19 protein-coding genes and 2 pseudogenes are annotated in these 24387 nt (G+C 39.4%); 14 read left to right on the top strand and 7 right to left on the bottom strand.

Features of this window, described 5'->3' with window-relative positions; genetic code table 11:
• Position 1 precedes the first annotated feature (1 nt).
• The 6 genes from carB to FGD67_RS20880 form a co-directional block, all read right to left on the bottom strand.
• Positions 2 to 3220, bottom strand: a complete 3219-nt coding sequence (gene carB / locus FGD67_RS20905) for a carbamoyl-phosphate synthase large subunit (protein WP_257172943.1) — start codon at positions 3218 to 3220, stop codon at positions 2 to 4.
• A gap of 29 nt (positions 3221 to 3249) precedes the next feature.
• Positions 3250 to 4395 carry a glutamine-hydrolyzing carbamoyl-phosphate synthase small subunit gene (carA, locus tag FGD67_RS20900; protein ID WP_257172942.1) on the bottom strand — a complete coding sequence of 382 codons (1146 nt, stop codon included), beginning with the start codon at positions 4393 to 4395 and terminating at the stop codon, positions 3250 to 3252.
• 342 nt (positions 4396 to 4737) lie between these two features.
• Complete coding sequence (gene dapB / locus FGD67_RS20895; RefSeq protein ID WP_257172941.1) at positions 4738 to 5544, bottom strand: 4-hydroxy-tetrahydrodipicolinate reductase; 807 nt, start codon at positions 5542 to 5544, stop codon at positions 4738 to 4740.
• A gap of 25 nt (positions 5545 to 5569) precedes the next feature.
• The gene (locus tag FGD67_RS20890) at positions 5570 to 6001 is read right to left on the bottom strand and encodes a hypothetical protein (protein ID WP_257172940.1); all 432 of its coding nucleotides are present in this window, start codon (positions 5999 to 6001) and stop codon (positions 5570 to 5572) included.
• Positions 6002 to 6090: 89 nt separating this feature from the next.
• Complete coding sequence (locus FGD67_RS20885) at positions 6091 to 6714, bottom strand: FKBP-type peptidyl-prolyl cis-trans isomerase (protein WP_257172939.1); 624 nt, start codon at positions 6712 to 6714, stop codon at positions 6091 to 6093.
• Between the two features lie 151 nt (positions 6715 to 6865).
• Complete coding sequence (locus FGD67_RS20880) at positions 6866 to 7846, bottom strand: ketopantoate reductase family protein (RefSeq protein WP_257172938.1); 981 nt, start codon at positions 7844 to 7846, stop codon at positions 6866 to 6868.
• Positions 7847 to 8635: 789 nt separating this feature from the next.
• On the opposite strand from FGD67_RS20880, the pseudogene FGD67_RS20875 reads away from it, so the two are divergent.
• Positions 8636 to 9517, top strand: a pseudogene (locus FGD67_RS20875) (hypothetical protein); the annotation flags it as partial.
• 26 nt (positions 9518 to 9543) lie between these two features.
• Here FGD67_RS20875 and FGD67_RS20870 read toward each other — a convergent pair.
• Positions 9544 to 10712, bottom strand: a protein-coding gene (locus FGD67_RS20870) for an IS3 family transposase (RefSeq protein WP_257172937.1) whose coding sequence is annotated in 2 segments (ribosomal slippage) — positions 9544 to 10469 and positions 10469 to 10712 — 1170 coding nt in all. Because the reading frame shifts where the segments join, the coding sequence is not laid out codon by codon here.
• A gap of 63 nt (positions 10713 to 10775) precedes the next feature.
• Between FGD67_RS20870 and FGD67_RS20865 the strand changes: the two are divergent.
• The 13 genes and pseudogenes from FGD67_RS20865 to FGD67_RS20805 all read left to right on the top strand — a co-directional run.
• Positions 10776 to 11378, top strand: a pseudogene (locus FGD67_RS20865) (hypothetical protein); the annotation flags it as partial.
• 173 nt (positions 11379 to 11551) lie between these two features.
• Positions 11552 to 12859, top strand: a complete 1308-nt coding sequence (locus tag FGD67_RS20860) for a sugar ABC transporter substrate-binding protein (RefSeq protein ID WP_257172936.1) — start codon at positions 11552 to 11554, stop codon at positions 12857 to 12859.
• Positions 12860 to 12926: 67 nt separating this feature from the next.
• Positions 12927 to 13799, top strand: a complete 873-nt coding sequence (locus FGD67_RS20855) for a carbohydrate ABC transporter permease (RefSeq protein ID WP_257172935.1) — start codon at positions 12927 to 12929, stop codon at positions 13797 to 13799.
• A 3-nt stretch (positions 13800 to 13802) separates the two neighbouring features.
• Positions 13803 to 14633, top strand: coding sequence for a carbohydrate ABC transporter permease (locus FGD67_RS20850; RefSeq protein ID WP_257172934.1), 831 nt, complete (start codon positions 13803 to 13805; stop codon positions 14631 to 14633).
• A gap of 11 nt (positions 14634 to 14644) precedes the next feature.
• The gene (locus tag FGD67_RS20845) at positions 14645 to 15682 is read left to right on the top strand and encodes an ABC transporter ATP-binding protein (protein ID WP_257172933.1); all 1038 of its coding nucleotides are present in this window, start codon (positions 14645 to 14647) and stop codon (positions 15680 to 15682) included.
• Positions 15683 to 15709: 27 nt separating this feature from the next.
• Positions 15710 to 17176, top strand: coding sequence for a mannitol dehydrogenase family protein (locus FGD67_RS20840; protein WP_257172932.1), 1467 nt, complete (start codon positions 15710 to 15712; stop codon positions 17174 to 17176).
• Between the two features lie 23 nt (positions 17177 to 17199).
• Positions 17200 to 17910, top strand: coding sequence for an HAD family phosphatase (locus FGD67_RS20835; protein WP_257172931.1), 711 nt, complete (start codon positions 17200 to 17202; stop codon positions 17908 to 17910).
• Between the two features lie 3 nt (positions 17911 to 17913).
• On the top strand, positions 17914 to 18873 hold the full coding sequence (locus FGD67_RS20830) for a sugar-binding transcriptional regulator (RefSeq protein ID WP_257175180.1): 960 nt from the start codon (positions 17914 to 17916) through the stop codon (positions 18871 to 18873).
• 95 nt (positions 18874 to 18968) lie between these two features.
• Positions 18969 to 19907: a carbohydrate kinase gene (locus tag FGD67_RS20825; RefSeq protein WP_257172930.1), complete on the top strand. Its 939-nt coding sequence runs from the start codon at positions 18969 to 18971 to the stop codon at positions 19905 to 19907.
• 120 nt (positions 19908 to 20027) lie between these two features.
• Entirely contained in the window at positions 20028 to 21668 is a 1641-nt protein-coding gene (pgi, locus tag FGD67_RS20820; protein WP_257172929.1) for a glucose-6-phosphate isomerase, read from the top strand.
• 308 nt (positions 21669 to 21976) lie between these two features.
• Entirely contained in the window at positions 21977 to 22291 is a 315-nt protein-coding gene (locus FGD67_RS20815; RefSeq protein ID WP_257172928.1) for a hypothetical protein, read from the top strand.
• A gap of 360 nt (positions 22292 to 22651) precedes the next feature.
• Positions 22652 to 23164 (top strand): DUF305 domain-containing protein, encoded by a 513-nt coding sequence (locus FGD67_RS20810; RefSeq protein WP_257172927.1) that lies wholly within the window; start codon positions 22652 to 22654, stop codon positions 23162 to 23164.
• A gap of 43 nt (positions 23165 to 23207) precedes the next feature.
• Positions 23208 to 23945 carry a glutaredoxin gene (locus FGD67_RS20805; protein WP_257172926.1) on the top strand — a complete coding sequence of 246 codons (738 nt, stop codon included), beginning with the start codon at positions 23208 to 23210 and terminating at the stop codon, positions 23943 to 23945.
• Positions 23946 to 24387 lie beyond the last annotated feature (442 nt).

The following is a 24387-nucleotide window of genomic DNA, read 5'->3' as shown; positions in this document are numbered from 1 at the left end:
TTTATTTACAACGCTTATGTAGCTCTTGTATTGACGTTACAATATTGCGGTCATCTGCCGAGTGTGATTGACAAGCAGCAAACGCAGCGTTCAATGTTGTAGTATATGCGACTTTGTAACGTAAAGCACCACCACGTAATACTTTAGAATCTTCAATCGCTTTACGACCTTCGGTAGTATTAATAATGTAGTTGTATTCACCATTCTTAATTCTATCAAGAATATGTGGACGACCTTCATGTACTTTATTCACTAATCGACAAGGAATGTTCGCTTCACCTAGGATGATAGCCGTTCCGTGCGTGGCATCAATTTCATAACCCAATGCCACCATTTGTCGAGCTAAATCAGCAACTCGGCCTTTATCACTATTACGTACAGAAATTAACGCGCGGCCATCTTTAGGTACTGAAACACCAGCACCTAAGTTAGCTTTGGCATAAGCTTCTTCAAAGGTATCCCCCACACCCATGACTTCACCAGTTGAACGCATTTCTGGTCCGACTAACGGATCACTGCCATGGAACTTATTAAATGGGATAACAACTTCTTTTACTGAAAAATACGGTGGAATAACTTCTTTTATAATACCTTGCTCTTTCAGCGATTTACCGGCCATTACACGCGCACCTACTTTAGCTAAAGGCACCGCTGTTGCTTTCGATACAAACGGTATAGTACGCGCAGCACGAGGGTTAACTTCAATGATGTACACTTCGCCATCTTTAACCGCCATTTGGGTATTCATTAAACCAATAACACCCAACTCAAAAGCAAGATCGGTCACTTGCTTGCGCATAACATCTTGTACTTCTTGGCTTAAACTGTATGCCGGTAATGAACATGCTGAATCACCTGAGTGAACACCGGCTTGTTCGATATGCTGCATAATACCGCCAACAACCACATCGACTCCATCACAAACCACATCAATATCTACTTCAATAGCATCATCAAGGAAATGATCAAGCAATACTGGCGAGTCATTCGATACACTTACCGCTTCAGTCATGTAACGGCGTAAATCATCGAGGTCGTAAACAATTTCCATGGCACGACCACCTAAAACATAAGACGGACGAACCACCAGTGGGAAACCAATAGCTTCTGCTTTTGCCATCGCCTCATCTATAGAGGTTACTGTCGCATTTTCCGGTTGTAACAAACCTAAACGATCAACGGCTTGTTGGAAGCGCTCTCTGTCTTCTGCGCGGTCAATGGCATCGGGTGAAGTACCAATAATTGGCACACCTGCAGCTTCTAACGCACGAGCTAATTTAAGGGGTGTTTGACCGCCATACTGCACGATGACACCTTTAGGTTTTTCAATCCGGACAATTTCTAATACATCTTCAAAAGTAATCGACTCAAAATATAAACGGTCTGAAGTGTCATAATCCGTTGAAACTGTTTCAGGGTTACAGTTAACCATAATGGTCTCATAACCATCTTCGCGTAAAGCAAGCGCAGCATGTACACAACAGTAATCGAACTCAATACCTTGACCAATACGGTTTGGACCGCCACCTAAGATCATGATCGACTCTTTATCTGTCGGGTTAGCTTCACATTCTTCATCATAAGTAGAATACATGTAAGCAGTGTCTGAGCTAAACTCAGCCGCACAGGTATCCACACGTTTATAGACGGGAAAAATATTTGCATTATGACGTTTTTTACGTATTTCAGCTTCAGCGACACCAATCAAATCAGCTAAACGTGAATCAGCAAAACCTTTACGTTTTAATTTACGTAGATAAGTTGGTGTTAATATTTTTAAGCCACCTTCGGTAACTTTCGCTTCTTCTAAAATAATGTCTTCAATTTGCACTAAGAACCAACGGTCAACTTTCGTTAAACGGAAAATATCGTCAACCGTTAAGCCTAGGCGAAAAGCATCGGCAATATACCAGATACGATCGGCACCCGCTTCTTGTAACTCATGCATTATTTTGGTTTTAGCACCGGGCTGCGTAACATCAACCATAGGGTCAAAACCATTTACGCCAACTTCTAAGCCTCGTAAAGCTTTCTGTAATGACTCTTGTTGGTTACGACCAATTGACATCACCTCACCGACAGATTTCATTTGCGTGGTTAGACGATCTTCTGAGCCAGCAAACTTTTCAAAGTTGAAACGAGGTATTTTAGTGACAACATAGTCGATAGTCGGCTCAAAGGATGCTGGAGTTTTACCACCAGTAATATCATTGGTTAATTCATCTAGCGTGTAGCCGACAGCTAGCTTTGCGGCAATTTTAGCAATGGGGAAGCCGGTTGCTTTTGAAGCAAGCGCTGATGAACGAGATACCCGTGGGTTCATCTCAATAATCACCATACGGCCAGTGTCAGGACAAATACCAAACTGTACGTTTGAACCACCGGTTTCAACACCAATTTCACGCAATACCGCAATCGAGGCATTTCGCATGATTTGGTATTCTTTATCGGTTAAGGTTTGTGCTGGTGCAACGGTGATTGAATCACCGGTATGAATACCCATAGGGTCGAAGTTTTCAATTGAACAAATAATGATACAGTTATCATTTTTGTCGCGTACCACTTCCATTTCATATTCTTTCCAACCGATTAATGATTCATCGATCAATAATTCTGATGTCGGTGAAAGATCTAAACCACGCGTACAAATTTCATCAAATTCTTCACGGTTATAAGCAATACCACCACCGCTGCCACCCATAGTAAATGATGGACGAATAATACAAGGAAAACCTAAATTTTTACTTGCCGCGTGTGCTTCTTCAAGGGTATGCACTATTTCAGCGCGTGGCGTTTCTAAACCAATCGCTTTCATTGCTTTGTCGAAACGACTACGGTCTTCAGCTTTATCAATTGCATCAGCTGTCGCGCCAATCATTTCAACGTTGAATTCTTTTAATACACCTTTTGCTTCAAGTTCAAGTGCACAGTTTAATGCTGTTTGACCGCCCATGGTCGGTAACACCGCACAAGGACGTTCTTTTTCAATAATTTTGCGCACAACTTCCCAGTGAATAGGTTCGATGTAGGTCGCATCAGCCATTTCTGGATCGGTCATTATCGTTGCTGGGTTTGAGTTAACCAATACAACTCGGTAACCTTCTTCACGCAGTGCTTTACAAGCTTGTGCGCCAGAGTAATCAAACTCACATGCTTGACCAATAACAATTGGGCCAGCGCCTAAGATCAAGATAGTTTTTAAATCAGTACGTTTTGCCATTTTATAATCTCTCTTCTCTTGTCTAGGTTCTAAGCTTTTTTAGCCGCAACGATTAAGTCGATAAAGTGATCGAACAAAGGTGCAGCATCTGCTGGTCCAGGGCTCGCTTCAGGATGGCCTTGAAAACTAAATGCCGGTTTATCTGTACGGTGAATACCTTGGATTGAACCATCAAATAGTGAGGTATGTGTCACTTTTAAGTTTTCAGGTAAATTGTTTTCATCTACAGCAAAGCCATGGTTTTGGGCTGTTATCATCACCACATTTCGTGCAAAATCTTTTACTGGATGGTTGCCGCCATGATGACCAAATTTCATTTTTATCGTTTTAGCACCACTAGCTAAACCTAGTAGCTGATGACCTAAACAAATACCAAATACCGGGATATCTGTAGTTAAGAATGTTTTAATTGCATTGATCGCATAATCACATGGTTCAGGGTCACCAGGGCCATTTGATAAGAAAATACCGTCAGGATTCATGGCTAGTACTTCTTCTGCTGAGGTTTGCGCAGGTACCACTGTTAGCTTACAACCACGGTCGACTAACATACGTAGAATATTACGTTTGGCACCGAAATCGTACGCAACCACATGAAAATCAGACTTTTCAGGTGTAACGTGCCCTTTACCTAGCTGCCAACTACCTTCAGTCCATGAGTATGCTTCTTTAGTCGAAACCACTTTCGCTAAGTCCATTCCTTTCAAGCCAGGAAAACTTTGTGCTTGTGCTAGCGCCTTTGCTTCTTCCGCACTTACGTCAGTAAAGTCACCGGCAATGATACAACCATTTTGAGCGCCTTTTTCACGCAATATACGGGTTAATTTACGGGTATCTATATCAGCAATACCTAAGATGTTTTTCGCTTTTAGGTAGTCGCTTAAACTTTGTTCACTTCGAAAATTACTCGCTAATAACGGTAAGTCACGAATAACTAAACCTTTAGCCCAAATAGTGCTAGATTCTTCATCTTCACTATTGGTACCTGTGTTACCTATATGAGGATATGTTAGGGTAACAATTTGCTCTGCATATGAGGGATCAGTCAGAATTTCTTGGTAACCCGTCATTGAAGTATTGAATACTACTTCACCAACAGCTGTCCCTTCTGCACCGATAGCGGTGCCCTTAAATACAGTGCCGTCTTCAAGCACTAACATGGCAGATTTAGTCAATTTAACCTCCGTTAAGAAGAAAGAATATTAATGGTAAACAACTAAGAATCTACCATTAACTGTAAAAGCGATACGTACAAAAAATGCCAAAAACCTTAACCAATTCATCATGAACTGTAAATTTTTGACAAAATCCACTTATTTTACGCTTGAAAGCTTCTTTCGTCTAGTAATAATTGTGAAAAACCTCTGCTTTTGACGATATTGCCGTAAAGACGCCAAAAACAATACTTATCTATAATAAAAGCCTTAAAATACTTACCAATTAGTCAGGTTTTAATTCACTTATCTGACTTAGAACATGTAAATTTAATGTGCTTATTAGCTACTAATGACTTGCGATTAATCTTTTAAACCTAAAACATCTTGCATATCGTAATAACCAGCATCAGCTTCGCTTAACCAAAATGCTGCTCGCATTGCCCCTAAAGCAAAAGTCATTCGTGAACTTGCTTTATGGGTTAATTCAATTCGCTCACCAATATCGGCAAAATAAGCCGTATGCTCACCAACAATATCGCCGGCACGCACGGTCGCGAAACCTATCGTTTCTCTGCTGCGTTCTTCTGTAATGCCTTCTCGACCGTAAACGGCAACTTTATTGAGATCACGACCTAAGGTATCGGCAATAACTTGACCCATTTTTACCGCAGTGCCCGATGGAGCATCTTTTTTAAATCTATGGTGCGCTTCAAAAATTTCTATATCAGTATAGTCACCAATAGCTTTTGCCGTGATTTCGAGTAATTTGAACAGTAGATTTACCCCAACACTGGTATTAGGTGCTAACACTAACGGGATATGCTCACCAGCCGCTTTAATGGTTTCAACTTGTAAATCCGAAAAACCCGTTGTACCAATAACTAAGGCTTTATTATGTTGCTTACACCATTGTATGTGCTCAAGTGTCGCTTCTATTGAAGTGAAATCAATCAACACATCAGCCGCTAACAAGGTTTGATAATCTGTGGTGGTTTTTTTATTAATGGCACCAATTCCGGCAATTTCACCTAAATCAAAATTTTCAAAAGATGAACCAACACGCACACTACCACCGACAAGCTCAACAGATTTATGCTCAATCGCCGCTTGTATTAAATTACGGCCCATGCGTCCGCTACATCCTAAAATAGCTACTTTTACTTTCATAGCAACGTTTTCCTACTGTGTAATGTTAATAAGGGGGAGTAATAATATCAAAAGTTTCATTTAACGCTATTGATTGACTAAGCTCTTGCGAGACCACATTAAAGATTTGCCATTGCTCATTATTTAATGCTAAATGATAAAAGGCTGAAAAGTCGGTGAAAACGTCACCTTTAGTGTCAATAAACTGCCAATCAATACAAGCGAGTATCAAGCTTTCGCTCAAGACGCTAAAGCTAGCTTTTAAAGCGACAAAACGCGTTATTTTTGCATGACTGAGCACGGTAAAGATATCTAAGAACTCTCGTTCGAATATACTTTCATTATCAATTAATACCACTTGATCTGGTGTGTGCAAAGTACAAGGCAATTGATAACACTTTCGGATATCGACCATGTTTTGTTGATGAAACGCTTTTAAATAACGTTGAAATAATTGTTCAATGGCTAATTGATGCATTGGCTTTATATTGCTCGGGCTTTATAAATTTTATTCAAATTAAACTTATAAAAAAACCCTCAAGTGAGGGTTTTTAAAAAATAAGCTAATTAGCTAACAATAGTTAATAGCTCAACGTCGAATATCAGCGTTGCGTACGGAGGAATTGCACCTTGAGAGCCGCGCTCACCGTAAGCTAAGTTGTATGGCACGTATAAACGCCATTTTGAACCTTCAGTCATTAACTGTAATGCTTCAGTCCAACCAGCAATAACGCCGCCAACAGGGAATTCTGCAGGCTGACCACGGTCAACAGAGCTATCAAAGATATCACCGCTAACAAATGTTCCGTGGTAATGCACTCGTACTGTGCTAGCAGCTGTTGGCTTTTCGCCTTCGCCTGTTGCAATGACTTCGTACTGTAAACCTGATTCAGTTATTGTTACTTCATCACGTTTAGCATTTTCCGCTAAGAAAGCCTCGCCTTCAGCTGACTTTTCTTTCGCTTCTGCTTGCTCTAGTTCTTGCATCTTTTGCGATACAATACCAAATGCTTCATTTAAGTCTTCATCAGAGACTTGGCTAGCAACATTGGCAATTGCATCAGCTAAACCAGCTTGTACCGCTGATACGTCAAAATCTTTAAAAGGATTATTACGTAGTTGATCACCTAATTGACGACCTACACCATAACTTACGCGTTGTTCGATTGTTTCGATTTTATTCTCAGACATATTTAATATTCACATTAATTGATACGATAAAAATTCGCGAAATAATAGCATAAAGTTAACCTCGTCTAAAGTGCTAGCAAAGCAAATTTTGTTATTTATTATAAGCTTTTTATTTTTGAGGATAATTGATAACTCATGACCCGCAGCCTGTTTAACTCTGTGAGCTTTCGACTATTTTTTTATAACATTGTGTTAACACCGGTGCCGATAAATTTAAAGCTTTTACTAGGGTCATTGGATAAGCAATCAACACATCAAACTCAGATTCACCGCCAGCAGTCAGATCTCGCTGCAGAGAGGTTTCACTATTATCAGGTAAACGCGATAAAAAACTTAAGGTCTCTTTAATGTGTTTATCTCCAAGCTTTACACCAACTTTACGGGCAATATCGGCGTATTCATTAACAATACGTTCGAGTAAAAACGTAACATGATTTTGTGAACGAATTTCACCTAAAGTGAGTTTTCTAGACGCAGCCAATGCTCCCCACGCAGCAACCAGAATAAACTTTCGCCAAAGTGCGAGATTAATATCACTGGTTACGCCAACACTAATGCCAGAGAGTTTCAAGCGTTTAGCGATAGCGCTGAGTTGCTCGGTTTCAACCACTTTCATTGCCAATATTTTTGTATTATTTTCACTTTGCCTTTCTTGCTCGGCAAAAATTCCTAAAGTAATATGGGGCTTAGCACCAGTATGATTGATAACACCATCAGCTGATTTTTCAGCAATGATTTTGGCTAAACCACCAATAATATTATCTCCAGCAACACCTTGCTCTTGCATAACTTCAGCGGCATTGACACCGTTTAATAGTGAGATAATGCGAGTTTGCTTTAGTATCAGTGGCTTTATTTGCGCGATTGCAGACGTTAGCTGGTAAGACTTTACGCAAAGAAAAATAACATCAGCCGGCATTGCTAAGCTATCACAGGTTAAGCTGCTCGCATCAAGTACATTAACGTTATCTAACTGTACATCGCCTTCAATACTTTTAATCGTTAGGCCAGATGTTTTTATACTTTCAAACTGCTGGCCTCGGGCGATAAAAGTAACATTTTCGCCGTGTTGCGCCAATCGACCACCAAAATAACCACCAACGGCACCACAACCCACGATGACAAAATGCATAACATTTCCTTTAAAGACAATTGATATGCTCGAGTTTATCATGAAGAAAGTTAAATGGTCAGGCGCTTAGCGGTTAAATCACGGGTAATATTGACATAACAGTGGTTTCGATCTCAACAGCCAAATGGTGGAGAACTAGCAAGTAAGTGATAAATTTTTGTTATTAGAAAGCGGATTAACAGTACATAATAACCAACTACCATTGCTCTACCATATTAGGCTCGACGAAATTATACTAAGGGCTGTTGAGCTTTCACTTTATAGCTCTGTTCTAAAGCTTTCATGACTTTATACGTTTATGTAATTTCACTTATTTAATAACACAAACATCGTATTAATCATGAGCTAACATGCTAGTTGTGAAGTTATAATTGACTAAATTTATTACGATAAATCCTTACTAAGGCAATAAGAATAATCTTTTATACATATTTGTAATTAATTCTCAAAACCTCCTATACTTTTATTAATTTCTACTCAGCCTTTTTTAAAATCATACGGAATTTTATCCTCCTTAAAAGGAACTAGTCATTAATTTTTGTACTAATCTCGCCAAAAATTAATTTTCTTCCCAAAAGCTTAATCACTTAACCATTTGAATTAAAATAAAATAAAATTTAAATGCAATATTTCGCATGTTTTTTGAACAAACTGGTTGACGACAAAAACTCACCGTGGGATTGTGACCACTGGTTGAGCAATTGCCCGAATAGTATTTTTTGCCAACCAATATAAATAATGTAAGCAAGATAAGTTTACTAATAATAGATAAAATATTAAGGGTTAATTATGTTCAAAAGCATACAACAAAATCTAACGTCATCAGACAAAATAAAAGAATTTAAAATTTCTAACTCAGCCATTAAAAATACTAAAAAAAATAAGCCATCAATATCTACTTTTGGCAAGCTGAGTACCCTAGCAGCAATTGTAGCTGCATCAGCACCTACATACGTACAAGCTGAAAAGCTAAGTGAATCAGCACCTGCGTACATACCAGCTAGTCAAGTTAACACTTGGTTAGATGGTCGAGCAGAAGTTAACTTCCTAGCACTGCAAAACTACCAATCAATTCAAGCAAAAGATGGAGCGTTCCGTCCAGCAGACGAAGAACAGTCTTCAGGTTTTGGTCGTCTAAGAGTCAATTTACAACTTAAGTTCCACATCACCGACAATATCCGAGCCGATATCGACATCGCTGAAGAGCCGAATGACTTCGGAAATAACGGTGACCGAGATTTCGCATTCCATCAGGACTTTGCCGGTATTGAGTTTGATCTCCTTGGCCTTTCTGATTCAGCACGCGATGACGCTAACCTCACGCTTCGCGTAGGTAATATCGGTGCGGCCCCATTCCAATTTAAAGGTTTCCAAGATGGCGCAGACAACCAAGGTAATGCACTGATTGGTAACGGCATGACAGACTATGCAACCGCAGAAAATGGTATCCAATTAAGCTACAGCAAGTCATTTAATAGCGGTGTAATTCGCGGCTACAATGTTGCTGGCCATATCACTACCTCAAGCTTTGGTGAAGCTTTCCAAGAAGATCGAGGCTGGAACTATCGACTTCAGGGTGCGCTCGAATTTGCTGGCGGATTTAAAGCCGGTTTAAATTTCTTCCAAGCTAATCAAGGCGATCAATTACGCTTTGAAAACGGCGTAGTGACATGGTCAACTAAATTCAGACACCCTAGTTAAGCAACCATTTTTAAATCCACATTCATTAACTCAAAATTATTAGGACTGTGGTAATCCAAGTAAGAATGAAGTCGATAGCTGTTGTACCACATCGTTATGTAATTCAATATATCTTGCTGTGCCTCTGAGCGCGTTTGGTAACTTTTCCAATGTACTCGTTCTTGCTTTAAGCTTCCGAAGAAGCTTTCGGCTACCGCATTATCCCAACAGCAGCCTTTTTTGCTCATACTACCAACCAACCCGTGAGACGTTAATAATCGACGATATTCATCACTGGCATACTGAACTCCCTGATCTGAATGAACGATCAGACCAGCTTTAGGCTGTCGCTGCCATAACGCCATCGTTAATGCATCACAAACAAGCTTAGCTTTCATTCTAGAGCCCATGCTCCAACCAACAACCTTGCGAGAATATAAATCAATTACAACGGCAAGGTATAGCCAACCTTCGGATGTCCAAACGTAGGTGATGTCCTGAACCCACCCTTGATTAGGCTTTTCTAGGTTGAAATTCTGTTCAAGTTTATTTTCATATACAGGCTTTTTATGTTTACTGTTCGTGGTCGCCTTGTACTTTTTTTTGTAACGAACCCAAACATCAGCTTCCTTCATCAACTGAGCAGCTTTTCTTCGACTCACAGGAAAGCTAAGCGCGTTCAATACCTTTTGCATGCGACGAGAGCCATACGTATTGTCACTATACTCAGCCGCACTTCTAATCCATTCAAGCATTTCTTCATGCTCAGGATCTACAACATTATCTTGATTCCGTTTTTGATAACTGTAGTAATTACTGCTGGTTACCCCCAGCAACGGACACATTACCGCCACTGGCCAGGTCTTCTTATATTGGGTGATAAACGAATATATTACTTCGTTTCGTTTGCAAAGAAGACCGTCGCTTTTTTTAATATATCGCGCTCCATTTTAAGGCGCTTATTTTCTTCTCGTAATTGACGAAGCTCTAACTGTTCAGGGGTTAACTTGCCATTACCACGAAAAGCTTGACCATCATCACTTTCTGATTCTTTGATCCAGCGACCAAGCATATTAGGGTTAAGTCCCAAATTTCTTGCTGCTTCTGCTTGGTTGTAACCTTGCTCTTTGACTAAAGCAATGGCATCTAATTTAAATTCTTTTGAATATTTTTTACGTTTTGTCATTTTCGATCTCCAGTTAAGTTCATTATCTCTTAACTGGGGTAGTCGAATCTATTAAACCACGTCATAGCAAGCCTTACTGGTGTAACAACCACTAATTATCGCTTTGGTGATGGTGAAAACTATAACTTCTCTGCTTCAGGTTCAAGTGAACGTGATACCCATATTGGCGTTATGCCCGGCCTTGAACAATCAATTATTCAGTTGAATTTAGCTTATCAGCCTAACCCTAATACCAGCCTAATTTTCATGTTAGGTAAGTCCACTGATGATTTTACTTTCGCAGACTCTGCGGGTAACGCAGTAGCTGGCATTACTTACTTTGGCGACCAAACTGGAGTTGCAGATCCTACAGGAACAACTTTCGACTCAAATAGTGTCATTGAAGGAGATACGGCAGTAGAGTACTGGGTCCTTGAAGCACAGCAATTCCTAATACCTAACAAGTTCTATATAGCCGCTCGTTACTCAGAAGCTGAAAATACCTCTGATTTAATCGCACAGAATGACAACACTGTCGAGCGACTTCAAGTGGCAGCAGGTTACTGGTTCAATGATAGAACACTTTTGAAATTCGAGTATGTTGATCAAGATGAAGGGGCTAACTCAGGCGGCCAAATTGGCGCAGGGTTTGACGGTTTTACTTCAGAAATATCGGTTAAATTTTAAGTGAACAGCCGAATGAATCGGCTCACAAAGCTAGGAATATGAAGCTCGATGGTGAGCAATGATGCATTGCAATCGGCTTTATTTTTTCTAAACTAAGATAAATTATAATTAAAATAATAGTCTCATTTAATACCGTTAGGTGGGACATTAACGTTGAATATGGGGAATGCCAGATGATGAACAAATTAATTCTGCTCGCGTGCAGCGTAATGACAATGAGCGCTGCAGTTGCAAACGAAACTATTACCATCGCCACGGTTAATAACGGTGACATGATCACCATGAAAGAGCTTAGCAGCGACTTTACTAAAAAGCATCCTAGCATCGAGTTAAAGTGGGTAACACTAGAAGAAAATATTCTTCGTCAACGTGTAACAACTGATGTGGCAACTCGTGGTGGTCAATATGATGTCATGACCATAGGTACTTATGAAGTGCCAATTTGGGGAAAACAAGGTTGGCTAACAGAGCTTGATAAGCTTGGCGCAAGCTACGACGCAGAAGATTTATTGCCTGCTATAAGAAGTGGCTTAACGGTTGAAAACAAACTTTATGCGGCACCATTTTATGGTGAAAGTTCTATGGTTATGTACCGCACTGACCTTATCGAAAAAGCCGGTCTAAAAATGCCTAAAAGCCCAACTTGGGATTTTATTCGCAAAGCAGCTAAGGCAATGACAGATAAAGCAGCCGGTGTTTATGGAATATGCTTACGCGGCAAAGCGGGCTGGGGGGAAAATATCGCACTTATTACCGCTATGTCTAACTCATTTGGTGCTCGCTGGTACGATGAAAACTGGCAACCACAATTTGACACGCAAGAATGGCATGACACTTTACAATACTATGTCGATATTATGGCAGAATCTGGCCCTCCAGGCTCATCAGCTAACGGTTTCAATGAAAATTTAGCTTTATTCCAAACAGGTAAGTGTGGTATCTGGATTGACGCAACCGTTGCTGGCGCATTTGTTACCAACAAAGAAAATTCTTTAGTCGCTGATAAAGTAGGTTTTGCTTTAGCACCACATAATAACCTTGGAAAGCGTGGTAATTGGCTATGGGCTTGGACTTTAGCAGTACCTGCAAGTAGTAAGAAGCCTGATGCAGCAATGAAGTTTATTAGCTGGGCAACATCAAAAGAATACACCGCATTAGTAGCAGATAAAAAAGGTTGGGTTAATGTTCCTCCAGGCACAAGAGCTTCACTCTATAACAACCCTAAATATATGGCTGCAGCGCCTTTTGCACAAATTACTTTAGATTCAATTCAATCAGCAGACCCTATTAACCCTACCGTAAAACCTGTTCCTTATGTGGGTATGCAGTTTGTTGCTATCCCTGAGTTTCAAGGTATAGGCACCGCAGTTGGGCAACAATTTTCTGCGGCATTAACCGGAACAATGACAGTGAAAGAAGCATTAGCAGCTTCTCAACGCTTAGTAAAACGTGCCATGAAAAAAGCGCGTTATCCTAAATAGTTCATTGGTTATTAATGGGCAAGTGACAATTGCTTGCCCAAATATTTACTTTTAAAAGGTCTTGGTGATGGCGACGACAAATTCACGTACACTCGCTCGATTAATGTTATTTCCTTCAGTAGTATTACTGTTGGCATGGATGTTAGTTCCGCTATGCATGACATTGTACTTTTCGTTTTTAGATTACAATCTGCTTACCCCCGGAAATAATGAATTCATCGGTTTTTTAAACTATGAGTTTTTCTTAACAGATCCGGCATTTATTACTTCTTTTTTCAATACGATATTACTCGTTAGTGGTGTTTTATTGATCACCTTAGGCGGTGGTATTGGTCTCGCTATTTTACTCGACCAAGCTATTTGGGGACGTAACTATGTCCGCATCATGGTATTAGCACCTTTCTTCGTAATGCCAACGGTTTCAGCGCTTGTTTGGAAAAATATGTTGATGAACCCGGTCAATGGTTTATTCGCTCATTTTGCCGATTGGATTGGCGTTACACCAATAGATTTTTTTGCTCAAATTCCATTATTGTCCATTATTATCATTGTTTCATGGCAGTGGTTGCCGTTTGCTGCGCTAATTTTACTCACCGCAATTCAATCACTAGACCGTGAACAACTTGAAGCAGCAGACTTAGATGGCGCAGGACCTTTCAGTAAATTCTTTTACATTGTCATGCCACATTTAGGGCGAGCAATTACTGCGGTAATTTTAATAGAGACAATCTTCTTACTGTCTATTTTCGCTGAAATATTAGTAACAACCGGCGGTGGACCTGGATATGAGTCAACTAACATTACTTATCTAATTTACACCCAGTCATTACTGCAATTCGATGTTGGTGGTGGTTCAGCCGGTGGTATTGTCGCCGTTATTATCGCGAATATAGTGGCAATTTTCTTAATGCGATTAATTGGCAAGAACTTGGAGGATTAAGTGATGGCGTTAAATAACAGTAATAAATCAAAACTAATTTATACCTTTTTAGCTTGGACGATCAGTAGCCTAATATTTTTCCCAATATTATGGACTTTGATCACCAGCTTTAAAACAGAAGCTGAAGCTATTTCGTCAAGTCCGAGTTTACTGATGTTTGACTGGACCTTAGAGAATTATGAAGACGTTTTAGCCCGCTCGTCGTACTTTAACCATTTTTGGAATTCTATCGTGATTTCACTGGGTTCAAGTATTTTAGGTTTATTGATTGCCGTTCCTGCTGCTTGGTCAATGGCATTTGTCCAAACTAAACGCACTAAAAGTTTATTAATGTGGATGCTTTCAACCAAAATGTTGCCACCAGTAGGCGTGCTTATTCCAATTTATTTGTTATTCCGTAATTTTGGCTTACTCGACACTAAATTAGGTTTGGTCATTGTCATGACACTGATTAACTTACCTATCATGGTGTGGATGCTCTACACCTACTTTAGAGAAATACCGAGTGAAGTACTGGAAGCATCAAGAATGGACGGGGCCAGTATCGGTGAAGAAATATTATATGTGCTATTACCTATTGCCTTACCAGGTATCGCTTCAACATTATTATTGAATGTGATTTTAGCGTGGAATGAAGCCTTTTGGACGCTCATTTTAACCGCCGCTGATGCCGCCCCGTTAACCGCATTTATAGCCAGTTACTCAAGCCCAGAAGGCTTGTTTTATGCCAAGTTGTCGGCAGCGTCTGCAATGGCCATTGTGCCAATTTTAATACTTGGTTGGTTTAGTCAAAAACAATTAGTGCGTGGATTAAGTTTCGGCGCAGTTAAATAGGAGATTTCAAAATGGGTAGTATTAATTTAAAACAAGTAACTAAAGATTTCGGCAATGTAAGCGTAATTAAACCCATCGACCTAGAAATAAAAGACGGTGAGTTTATCGTATTTGTTGGTCCATCAGGTTGTGGTAAATCTACATTATTAAGAATGATTGCCGGCTTAGAAGACACCACCAGTGGTAACATAGAAATTGATGGCGAAGATGCTACAGAAACCCCACCGGCTAAAAGAGGTTTAGCCATGGTGTTTCAATCTTATGCTTTATATCCTCATATGTCGGTGCGCAACAATATTGCATTTCCATTAAAGCGTGCAAAAATGAGCAAAGAAGAAATTGAGAACAAAATAGCGAATGTCGCTAAGATATTAAACTTATCTGATTATCTTGAGCGTAAGCCTGGGCAATTATCAGGTGGCCAACGCCAACGTGTCGCTATAGGTCGAGCCATTGTTCGTCAACCTTCTGCATTTTTATTTGATGAACCTTTATCTAATTTAGATGCTTCTTTGCGCGTTAATATGCGCCTAGAAATTTCTGAGCTGCATAAAACCTTAGCCACTACCATGATTTATGTAACCCATGATCAAGTAGAAGCCATGACAATGGCAGACCGTATTGCGGTATTTAATGCTGGCATAATCGAGCAAGTTGGTAGCCCTCTTGAGCTGTATAAAACCCCGGTAAATAAATTCGTCGCTGGCTTTATCGGTTCACCAAAAATGAATTTTGTTGATGTTGATCCTATCGCTGGTGATCCAACATCTTGCTTAGGTATAAGACCAGAGCATATCGAAATATCAACGGAAGCAGGTATGTGGACTGGAAAAGTAGGTGTCATTGAACATCTAGGTTCTGAAACCTTTTTACATGTGCATGTTGAAGGCAGTGGCACCTTTACCGTCAAAGCTGGTGGTGATTGTCCTTTTGTTTATGGCGACAAAATTTTTCTAACTGCCATGGAAAATAAACTACTACATTTTGATGCCAAAGGGGTCACTTTGCCTCAACAACTCCAACAACACGCTAGCATTGCTTCTATTTAGCCTATTGAAAACGAAGAGAAAATAACTATGCCAATTAAGCTAAACAATAAAGCCTTAGATACACTCCCTAGCAAGGTTGTAAAACCTAATTATAGTCGAGAGTCTTTGTCTCCAGGGATCATCCATATCGGTGTGGGTAATTTTCATCGTGCGCATCAAGCCATGTATATGCACAAATTATTTAACGCCGGCATTGCACAAGACTGGGCCATACGTGGTGCTGGTATTAAGTCATACGATGCGGTAATGCGAGATAAACTAAAACAACAAGACTGGTTAACAACAGTAGTTGAATTAGATGAAAATAACCTTACCGCCCAAGTTACTGCATCAATGATCGATTTCATTGAAAGTGATGCTGCGACGCTAATTACTGCGCTCAGTGAAAGTGAAATTAGAATTGTCTCTTTAACCATTACTGAAGGTGGTTATTTTATGGATGACAAAACCGGTGCTTTTAACCTTGCTCATCCAGAAATTCAAGCCGACATTGCTAATGTTGATTCACCCTCTACGGTATTTGGTTTAATTATCGCGGCACTTAAAACTCGTCGTGCGCAAAACATACCTCCTTTTACGGTCATGTCTTGTGACAACATTCCACATAACGGCAAAGTTGTACAACGAATTGTCAATGAAATGGCCAATGCCATTGATGCTGAATTAGCTCGTTGGATCGACACTAATGTCACGTTTCCAAATTCAATGGTTGACTGCATTACGCCAGCAACTTCGGCACAAGAACGTGAACGTTTAACAACATTATTTGGCATTGAAGACCTAGCTCCTGTTTTCTGCGAACCATTCAGACAGTGGGTATTAGAAGACAACTTTGTCAATGGTCGTCCGCCATTAGAGGAGGTAGGCGTAGAGTTCGTTGAAGATGTCGCACCATTTGAATTAATGAAGTTGCGTATTCTTAATGGTGGACATGCGGCTATTGCCTACCCTGCAGCGCTATTAAATATTGTTTTTGTGCATGACGTGATGGCAGATCCACTGATCAGTAAGTACCTTAAAAAGTTAGTCAGTGAAGAAATTATCCCAACACTCTCACCTGTACCAGGTGTCAGTTTTGATGATTACTTTTCAATTATAGAATCTAGATTTGCCAATCCAGAAATTCGCGATACAGTGCCTAGGCTTTGTCAGGATGCATCAAACCGTTTGCCTAAATTTATCTTACCGATAATAGCGGCCAACATAAAAAACAACAAAGACTGCAAAGGACTGGCTCTTGTTGTTGCTTTATGGTGCCGACTTTGTTTTGAAGGCGGCAATATCGCAAGTAACTTTACCCTTGATGACCCACAATCAGCGAGATTAATAACTCAAGCAAAGTTAGCGAAAGAAGATGCCTCAATATTTTTACAAATGAATGATATATTTGGCGATCTTAGTGATGATGTCAACTTTAGTAAAAACTTTAGCTTATGGTTGGAAATGCTTTGGGATGTCGGTACTCTTGCTACCCTAAAGCACTATTTAAAATAACCACACAATAGGAAACTACAAAGATGACGAAAGCTAAGGGTTTATCTAAGCATAACGCCATAAACTTGGTCATTTTTGATTGCGATGGCGTGTTAGTAGATAGTGAAATTTTAAGTCAACGTGTATTGCTTAGTATGCTTGAAGAAATAGGCGTAGTGGTATCAGAAGAATATTTTCTGAGCAATTTCTTAGGCTTTAATTTTGAACATGTTACCGCAAAAGTTTTTGCAGACTTTGCCATTACCTTAACGAGCGAATTTCGCCAGCGCTATCGAGGCGAATTAATAACCGTTTTTGCCGCTGAGTTACAAAAAACTCAGCAACTAGATTGGCTATTGTCAGAACTCAATGTCACCAGTTGTGTAGCGACCAGTGGTAGTCCTGAGAAAGTAAAACACTCGCTGCACTATACCAAGCTTGAACAGTATTTTAACGGTAGAGTATTTACTTCCTCTGAAGTCAAACATGGTAAACCAGCGCCTGACTTATTTTTACATGCCGCTAAAAAAATGGGTGTTGCCCCGCAAAACTGTTTAGTGCTTGAAGATTCAAACGCCGGTATTCGTGCCGGACTTGCGGCTAATATGCATGTTATTAGATATGTTGGTGCTAGTCATTTGAAAAATAGAGATATTGCTACTCAAATACTAGACGATGTAAGTACAATAGAACATTGGAAACAGTTATTTGAGCAAGTGCCTTCACTTAGTTCATCAGTTAAAATCGAGAGGTAAATGGTGTTAAAGCGATCTAATTCAGATATAAGAAAGTTGGACGATGCAGCAAAAGCAGGTTGGCTGTATTACGTTGCCGGCAATACGCAAGAAGAAATAGCGAAAAAACTTAATGTTTCTCGTCAATCAGCACAACGTATGGTGGCTTTATCTGTTAGCGAAGGCTTGATTAAAGTCAGGCTTGAACATCCCATCGCTAAGTGTATGGACCTGCAATTAAAAATTAAAAATCGTTTCGGGTTACAGTCTTGTATTGTTGTACCAAGTGATAAAAATGAGCCAACGTCAACTGTAGGGCTTGCCCAAGCCGGTGCTAAAGAAATAGAGCTACACTTAAAATCAACGGAGCCGAAAGTAATCGCAATGGGCACAGGCAGGGTTTTACGTGCTTGTGTGGAAGAGCTAGCCGTTCTAAATTGTGAGCAACACCAAATAGTAGCTTTGCTGGGTAACATGGCTTCAGATGGCTCAGCCTCATCATACGATGTTGTTATGCGTATGGCTGAACACATTAACGCTAAACATTACCCTATGCCGTTGCCGGTACTGCCCAGTAGTAAAGAAGAAAAAGAACAATTGCATGCGCAACCTTATATCACCAATAATTTAAAACTAGCTGCGCAAGCCGATGTTACCTTTATCGGCGTAGGTAATTTAACTATTAACTCTCCACTTCATATCGATGGTTTTGTCACGCCAAAAGAACTCAAAGAATTACAAACTAAGGGCGCTGTTGGAGAACTAATTAGTTGGGTGTTAGATATCAACGGTAATTTAATTGACTGCGCCGTTAACCAACGCGTTGCCAGTACCCCGTTAAAAGTAAACTCTGACAAAGCGGTATATGCCATTGCGGCAGGCGAAGAAAAGGTGTTTACCATATTAGGCGCGCTCAGATCTAAATTAATCAATGGCTTAATAACTAATGAATACACCGCCGAACGTATATTGAGCATAGATTAAGTTCTATCGCATTTTATAACACTAAGCGCGTTAAAAATTACAATCCACCTGGCTCGTTTTAATAAATTACAGACCGGTAAAATAGAGGAATTAAAATGACATTTAAAGTAGCTGTTTTCGGTGAAGCTCTTTTTGACATGATAGAGCAGGAAAATGGCGATTATCGGCCTTTTATTGGTGGCTCGCCATATAATGTAGCAAGAAGCTTTTCTAGACAAGGGCTCGACTGTAGTTACTTGTCACCTATTTCGAATGATATATTCGGCGATAAAATCTATAAATCTGCAGTCGAAGAAGGTATAGATATACCGGCTAATAACCGATCTTTTCAAGCCACTTCATTAGCATTAGTTTATAAAAACTCACAAGGTAATTCAGACTATAGATTGTATCGTAAGTCAGTTGCAGACTTAGATATTAACGCACAGAAGCTTTTAGACAACTTGCCAAAAGATTTAGATCTTTTTCATACCGGTTCGCTCGCACTTGTACCAGAAATGGTCGATGTATTAATTCCGGTAATGATAGCGCTTAAAGCTAACGGCGTAAAAATTAGCATTGATGTCAATGTACGTAAAGGTGTTGAAATTAATCACGCTAAATATATTGCTGCCATTGCCCAATTAGTTACCTATGCAGACATAGTAAAAGTGAGTGACGAGGACTTACTATTGCAAAACTTGGTCGGTGATCCTGAGCATCTAGCAAGTGCTATGCTCAAGAACATGACAAATGGCATGGTCGTACTGACATTAGGTGAAAACGGTGCGCACTTTATTACCGAAAACATGAATATTCAACAAGATGTATTTAGAGCAGTCCCGATGGGAGATACTGTCGGGGCTGGCGATACTTTCTTTTCAGCAATGCTAGCGCAATTACTTCGTGATAATGCGTTAACACCAGCAGCAAAGCCGGAAGACTTAGCTTACGCCTTAAAGTTTGGCGCTTTAGCAGCGGCAATAAATGTATCAAAAATTGGTTGTCACCCGCCGACGTTTGAAGAAGTTTTAAAAAATTTAGCGCCCAACTAATATTTAAGCAATTAGCACTAAAACAGAATAAAGAGTACTCGCCTGTTTATTCGAATGGTCATTTTGGCTAACTAATTTATTTTTTAAACAACATTAAATTTTATTCTAAGGCTTACAAACATGTTAACTAATTCTCTGGCATGGCAAAACTTACAAATTCATTATTTAGACAGTAAAACAATTCACCTAAAATCTTTATTTCGCATTGACCCAGATAGATTTGAAAAATTTACCATATCAGCATCAGGGTTAACCTTAGATTACTCAAAAAATCATTTAATCCCCGAAACAAAAAAATTGCTTGTTGATTTGGCGCAGCAATGTGGCGTTAAGGAAAAAATAGAGCAAATGTTTTCAGGTGCGCCGATAAATACCACTGAAAATCGCCCAGTATTGCATACTGCCCTGCGCAATTTTTCTGAGCAACCGGTTTATGTTGATGGCAAAAATATTATGCCCTTGGTCAAGTCGACTTTAGAGAAAATAAAAATCTTTGTTAACGATGTTTCATCAGGTGTTACAAAAGGTTATAGCGGCAAAGCTTTTACCGACATTGTTGCTATTGGTATTGGCGGCTCATTTTTAGGGCCTAAAATCATGTCTGAGGCTTTAAAGCCGTATCGTCAAAAGCACTTGAATGTACATTATGTTGCCAATGTTGATGGTTGTCATATTCATGATGTGTTGTCTGGTTTAGAGCCAGAAACCACGTTAGTGATCACTTCATCTAAAACCTTAACCACTCAAGAAACCCTGCGAAATACAGAGTCAGCTAAAGAATGGTTTTTAAAACAAGCAAACGTTGCTGACATTCAACATAACTTTGCCTGTGTTTCGAGTAATATCGAAGCAGCAAAAAGTTTTGGTATTAGTGAGAAAAATATATTTCCAATGTGGGATTGGGTCGGCGGACGCTACTCTATTTGGTCAGCCATTGGTTTACCACTTGCTATGGGTATTGGCTATGATAATTACTTGGCGTTTTTAAATGGCGCATTTGAAATGGATGAACATTTCAGACAAAGCCCTTTTGAAGAAAATATGCCGGTGATCATGGCATTGTTAGGCATTTGGTATCGAAACTTTCATGGCGCACAGTCACAAGTGCTATTACCTTATTATCATTATTTACGTGGTTTACCGGCTTATATCCAACAACTTGATATGGAAAGTAACGGTAAGTCCGTCAATTTAGATAATAAAGAAACCAACTACGATACTGGCCCAATTATTTGGGGTAGTGAAGGCACAAATGGACAACATTCGTTTCATCAATTGATCCATCAAAGTAAAACGCCTATCCCAGTCGACTTTATTCTACCGCTTAATCCGCATGCCGATATTTGTGATCATCATGACATGCTAATTGCCAACTGTTTGGGACAAAGCCAAGCATTAATGGAAGGCCAAACTGAAGAGCAAGTCATAGCGGCAATGACAAAAGCAAAATGCAGCACTGATGAAATAAGCTATTTGTCATCTCATAAAGTCATGAAAGGTAATAAACCCAGCAACACGCTATTAATGCCACAACTGACACCAAAGGCTTTAGGAAGTCTGATCGCTTTGTATGAGCATAAGGTATTCGTTCAGGGCGTTATCTGGCAAATAAACTCTTTTGATCAATGGGGTGTTGAGCTAGGTAAAGCCCTCGGTAATGATATTTTTAGCAAGCTTGCTAATACCGATATACCGCTTGATATGGATGGTTCGACTAAAGGTCTGATTAGCATTTGTCGAAAAAGACGCAGCATCAGTTAAAGTAACATCAGAAAATAAATTTTAGCCCAGTAAGTAAATTTTTACATGGGCTAATTTTATTTTCATATCACAGTCAAATTTTATCAATGCTATTGTCCGCGTAGCCTACTATATAACCTGTTATGTCTTACTGTTTTGATATATTTATTGTTCTCAATAACAGCTTGAAAAAATAGACTTATCTGCTAGTGTTTTATAGACACTCTAATGTTGCTTTAATGTTAAGCATCAAATGAGTGTTCTATGCAGTATTTACACACAAAAGTAAATTATTTAACACTTTTAACCTAAAAGCAGACGACTTTAACATGGCTAAATTTGGCAATCATCATTATACAATGACAGTGCTTTTAAAGCGCATAGTAATTATTTTACTGATTGCCTTTAGTCAATCTTCTCTTGCCTGTGAGGGCAATGCATCTTCAACAATAATTGCGATAAATCAAGCTGAGCAAGTTGTTCATCTGTCTCATTTTAATGCTCACGACTATCATCAAAGTTGTAAAGGTCAATGTTGTGAATTAGGTAATAGTGCCGATAAAGCCCGACTCGAAGGTGGCTCTGCTAGTGCAACCGGATTTGTAGCAATAGCTGCTGCTATTACTAGTCATTACTTGGTGTAAGGTCGGGTGCAGAAACGGGATAATAAAAAATGCTCTGTCGAAATACACCAGCATCTTAGCAGTGTTTTACGGGATAAGCCTTAACCAACTTTTATATGCACTTTGGTTTGCTATGGCATTCAAAATTTCCATATATTTAGGCTTAAGGCATTTTACCCCCCCGAGCATTGGCCTCATTGCCGTTTTTTGTTTTTCTTTAATCAACTTTACCAGCTTGGGACTGGCTCAAATTGAACCAGTCGGTTATAGCTATTATTAAAGGGATCAGAGGCGATAAGCGGATTTTTACTGCACAGTTGCACAGTATCTATGGTTTCAAAATCATGAATAATTCAAAATTGAGAAACAAAGGGAAATAATATGTCTAAATATACAAATTTTTTTATCATGATCCTTACGTCTACTGCAATTATGCTGCTCTTAATGTATTTCAATACTTACGCGTGGGAGCACATATTTTTCAGTGAAACTCGGCTTTACATGGCCATTTACATGGGCGCTATTATGGCAATCGTGATGTTGCTATTTATGCTCAATATGTACAAGGATAAATCCAAAAATCGGATGATCTTAATCGGCGCTGCAGTGGTTTTTGTCGTCTCGGTATATTTAGTTCGCTCTCAAGATACCATCGACGACAGTGCTTGGATGAGTGCCATGATCCCACATCATTCCATCGCTATATTGACCAGTGGCAGAGCAAATATTGAAGATAAGCGTGTTAAAGCATTAGCCAACGCGATAATAAAAGCCCAAGAGAGAGAGATAAAAGAAATGAAATGGTTATTGGAGGACATCAAAGCCAATGGCATTGCAGATACCGAGCAAAAATCGGACATGCGCCCTACGCCGGATTTCAGTCAAAAAAAATAGTAAAAACTTGACACTTTTATTCATTAACCTTTAGGAGAAAAGTATGAAAGATACCGCTAAACTGTATCGTATGCATACGGATCAACATATATGTCCTTATGGCTTGCGCTCAAAAGACTTACTTGAAAGAAAAGGCTTTGAAGTCGAAGATCACAAGTTAAACTCCCGTGCAGAAACGGACAAATTTAAGCAACAGCATAATGTTGACACTACCCCTCAAACTTTCATCGATGGCCAAATAGTGGGCGGATACGATGCACTAAGAGAACATTTTGATATGCCACCCGCCGTGAAAACAGGCACCACTTATACTCCGGTATTAGCTATTTTTGCCACCGCTTTTGTAATGGCATTGGCAGCCGTTTTTAGCTCTTCAGGTCATGTGCTTTCATTCAAGGTAATTGAGTTGTTTGTTGCTTTTAGTATGACTATTTTGGCAATTCAAAAACTACGTGATCTTTACGGGTTTTCAAACTCATTTATCACTTACGACTTATTAGCCATGAAGCACTTGCGTTATGCCTATGTTTATCCATTTGCAGAAGCATTCGCAGGCATCGGCATGATTGCAGGTTTGTCGGGTTTAATCGTTGGCCCAGTGTCATTATTTATTGGCTCTGTGGGTGCCATTTCGGTATACAAAGCCGTATATGTTGATAAGCGTGAACTTAAGTGTGCTTGTGTCGGAGGCGACAGTAATGTGCCCCTCGGGTTCGTGTCATTAACGGAGAATTTGTTTATGATCGGAGCTGGCATTTGGATGCTTTTTAAGTACTTGTAATCAATATTTGATTTTTACTTGGGAGTTTAACAAAGGTTCATTTGTCGAGCTCCCAATATTTTAGTTATGCTTAACTCACTTTGTATTAAAAATTTTATGCACATAGTGCCATTCCAAGTATCCTTGTTTGAAAATAAATTAATACAAGCATTATTATTTTTTCAAAGAATTTTAGGATTTTTTCTCATTTTTCAAAGCTCATGAGGACTTTAGGATAAAATGACTATTATGACTCTCGCAGAGCTTGTCAATTGATGAATGAACAACGACACAAATATGAGAATAAACCTAATGGCATGCTGCGGTTCAGATTATTATTCGAGTACAATAAAAGTCCATAACTAATAAACTAGATTTTCCTTCAATACATTACTTGAAACTAAATACATCAAAACAAACTTCTAGACGTCTAGATTGACATAAAGTATTAAGCCTCTATAAT

The organism is Colwellia sp. M166, from assembly GCF_024585285.1.
Classification (GTDB): domain Bacteria; phylum Pseudomonadota; class Gammaproteobacteria; order Enterobacterales; family Alteromonadaceae; genus Cognaticolwellia.
This window is presented reverse-complemented; position numbering and strand designations above follow the sequence as displayed.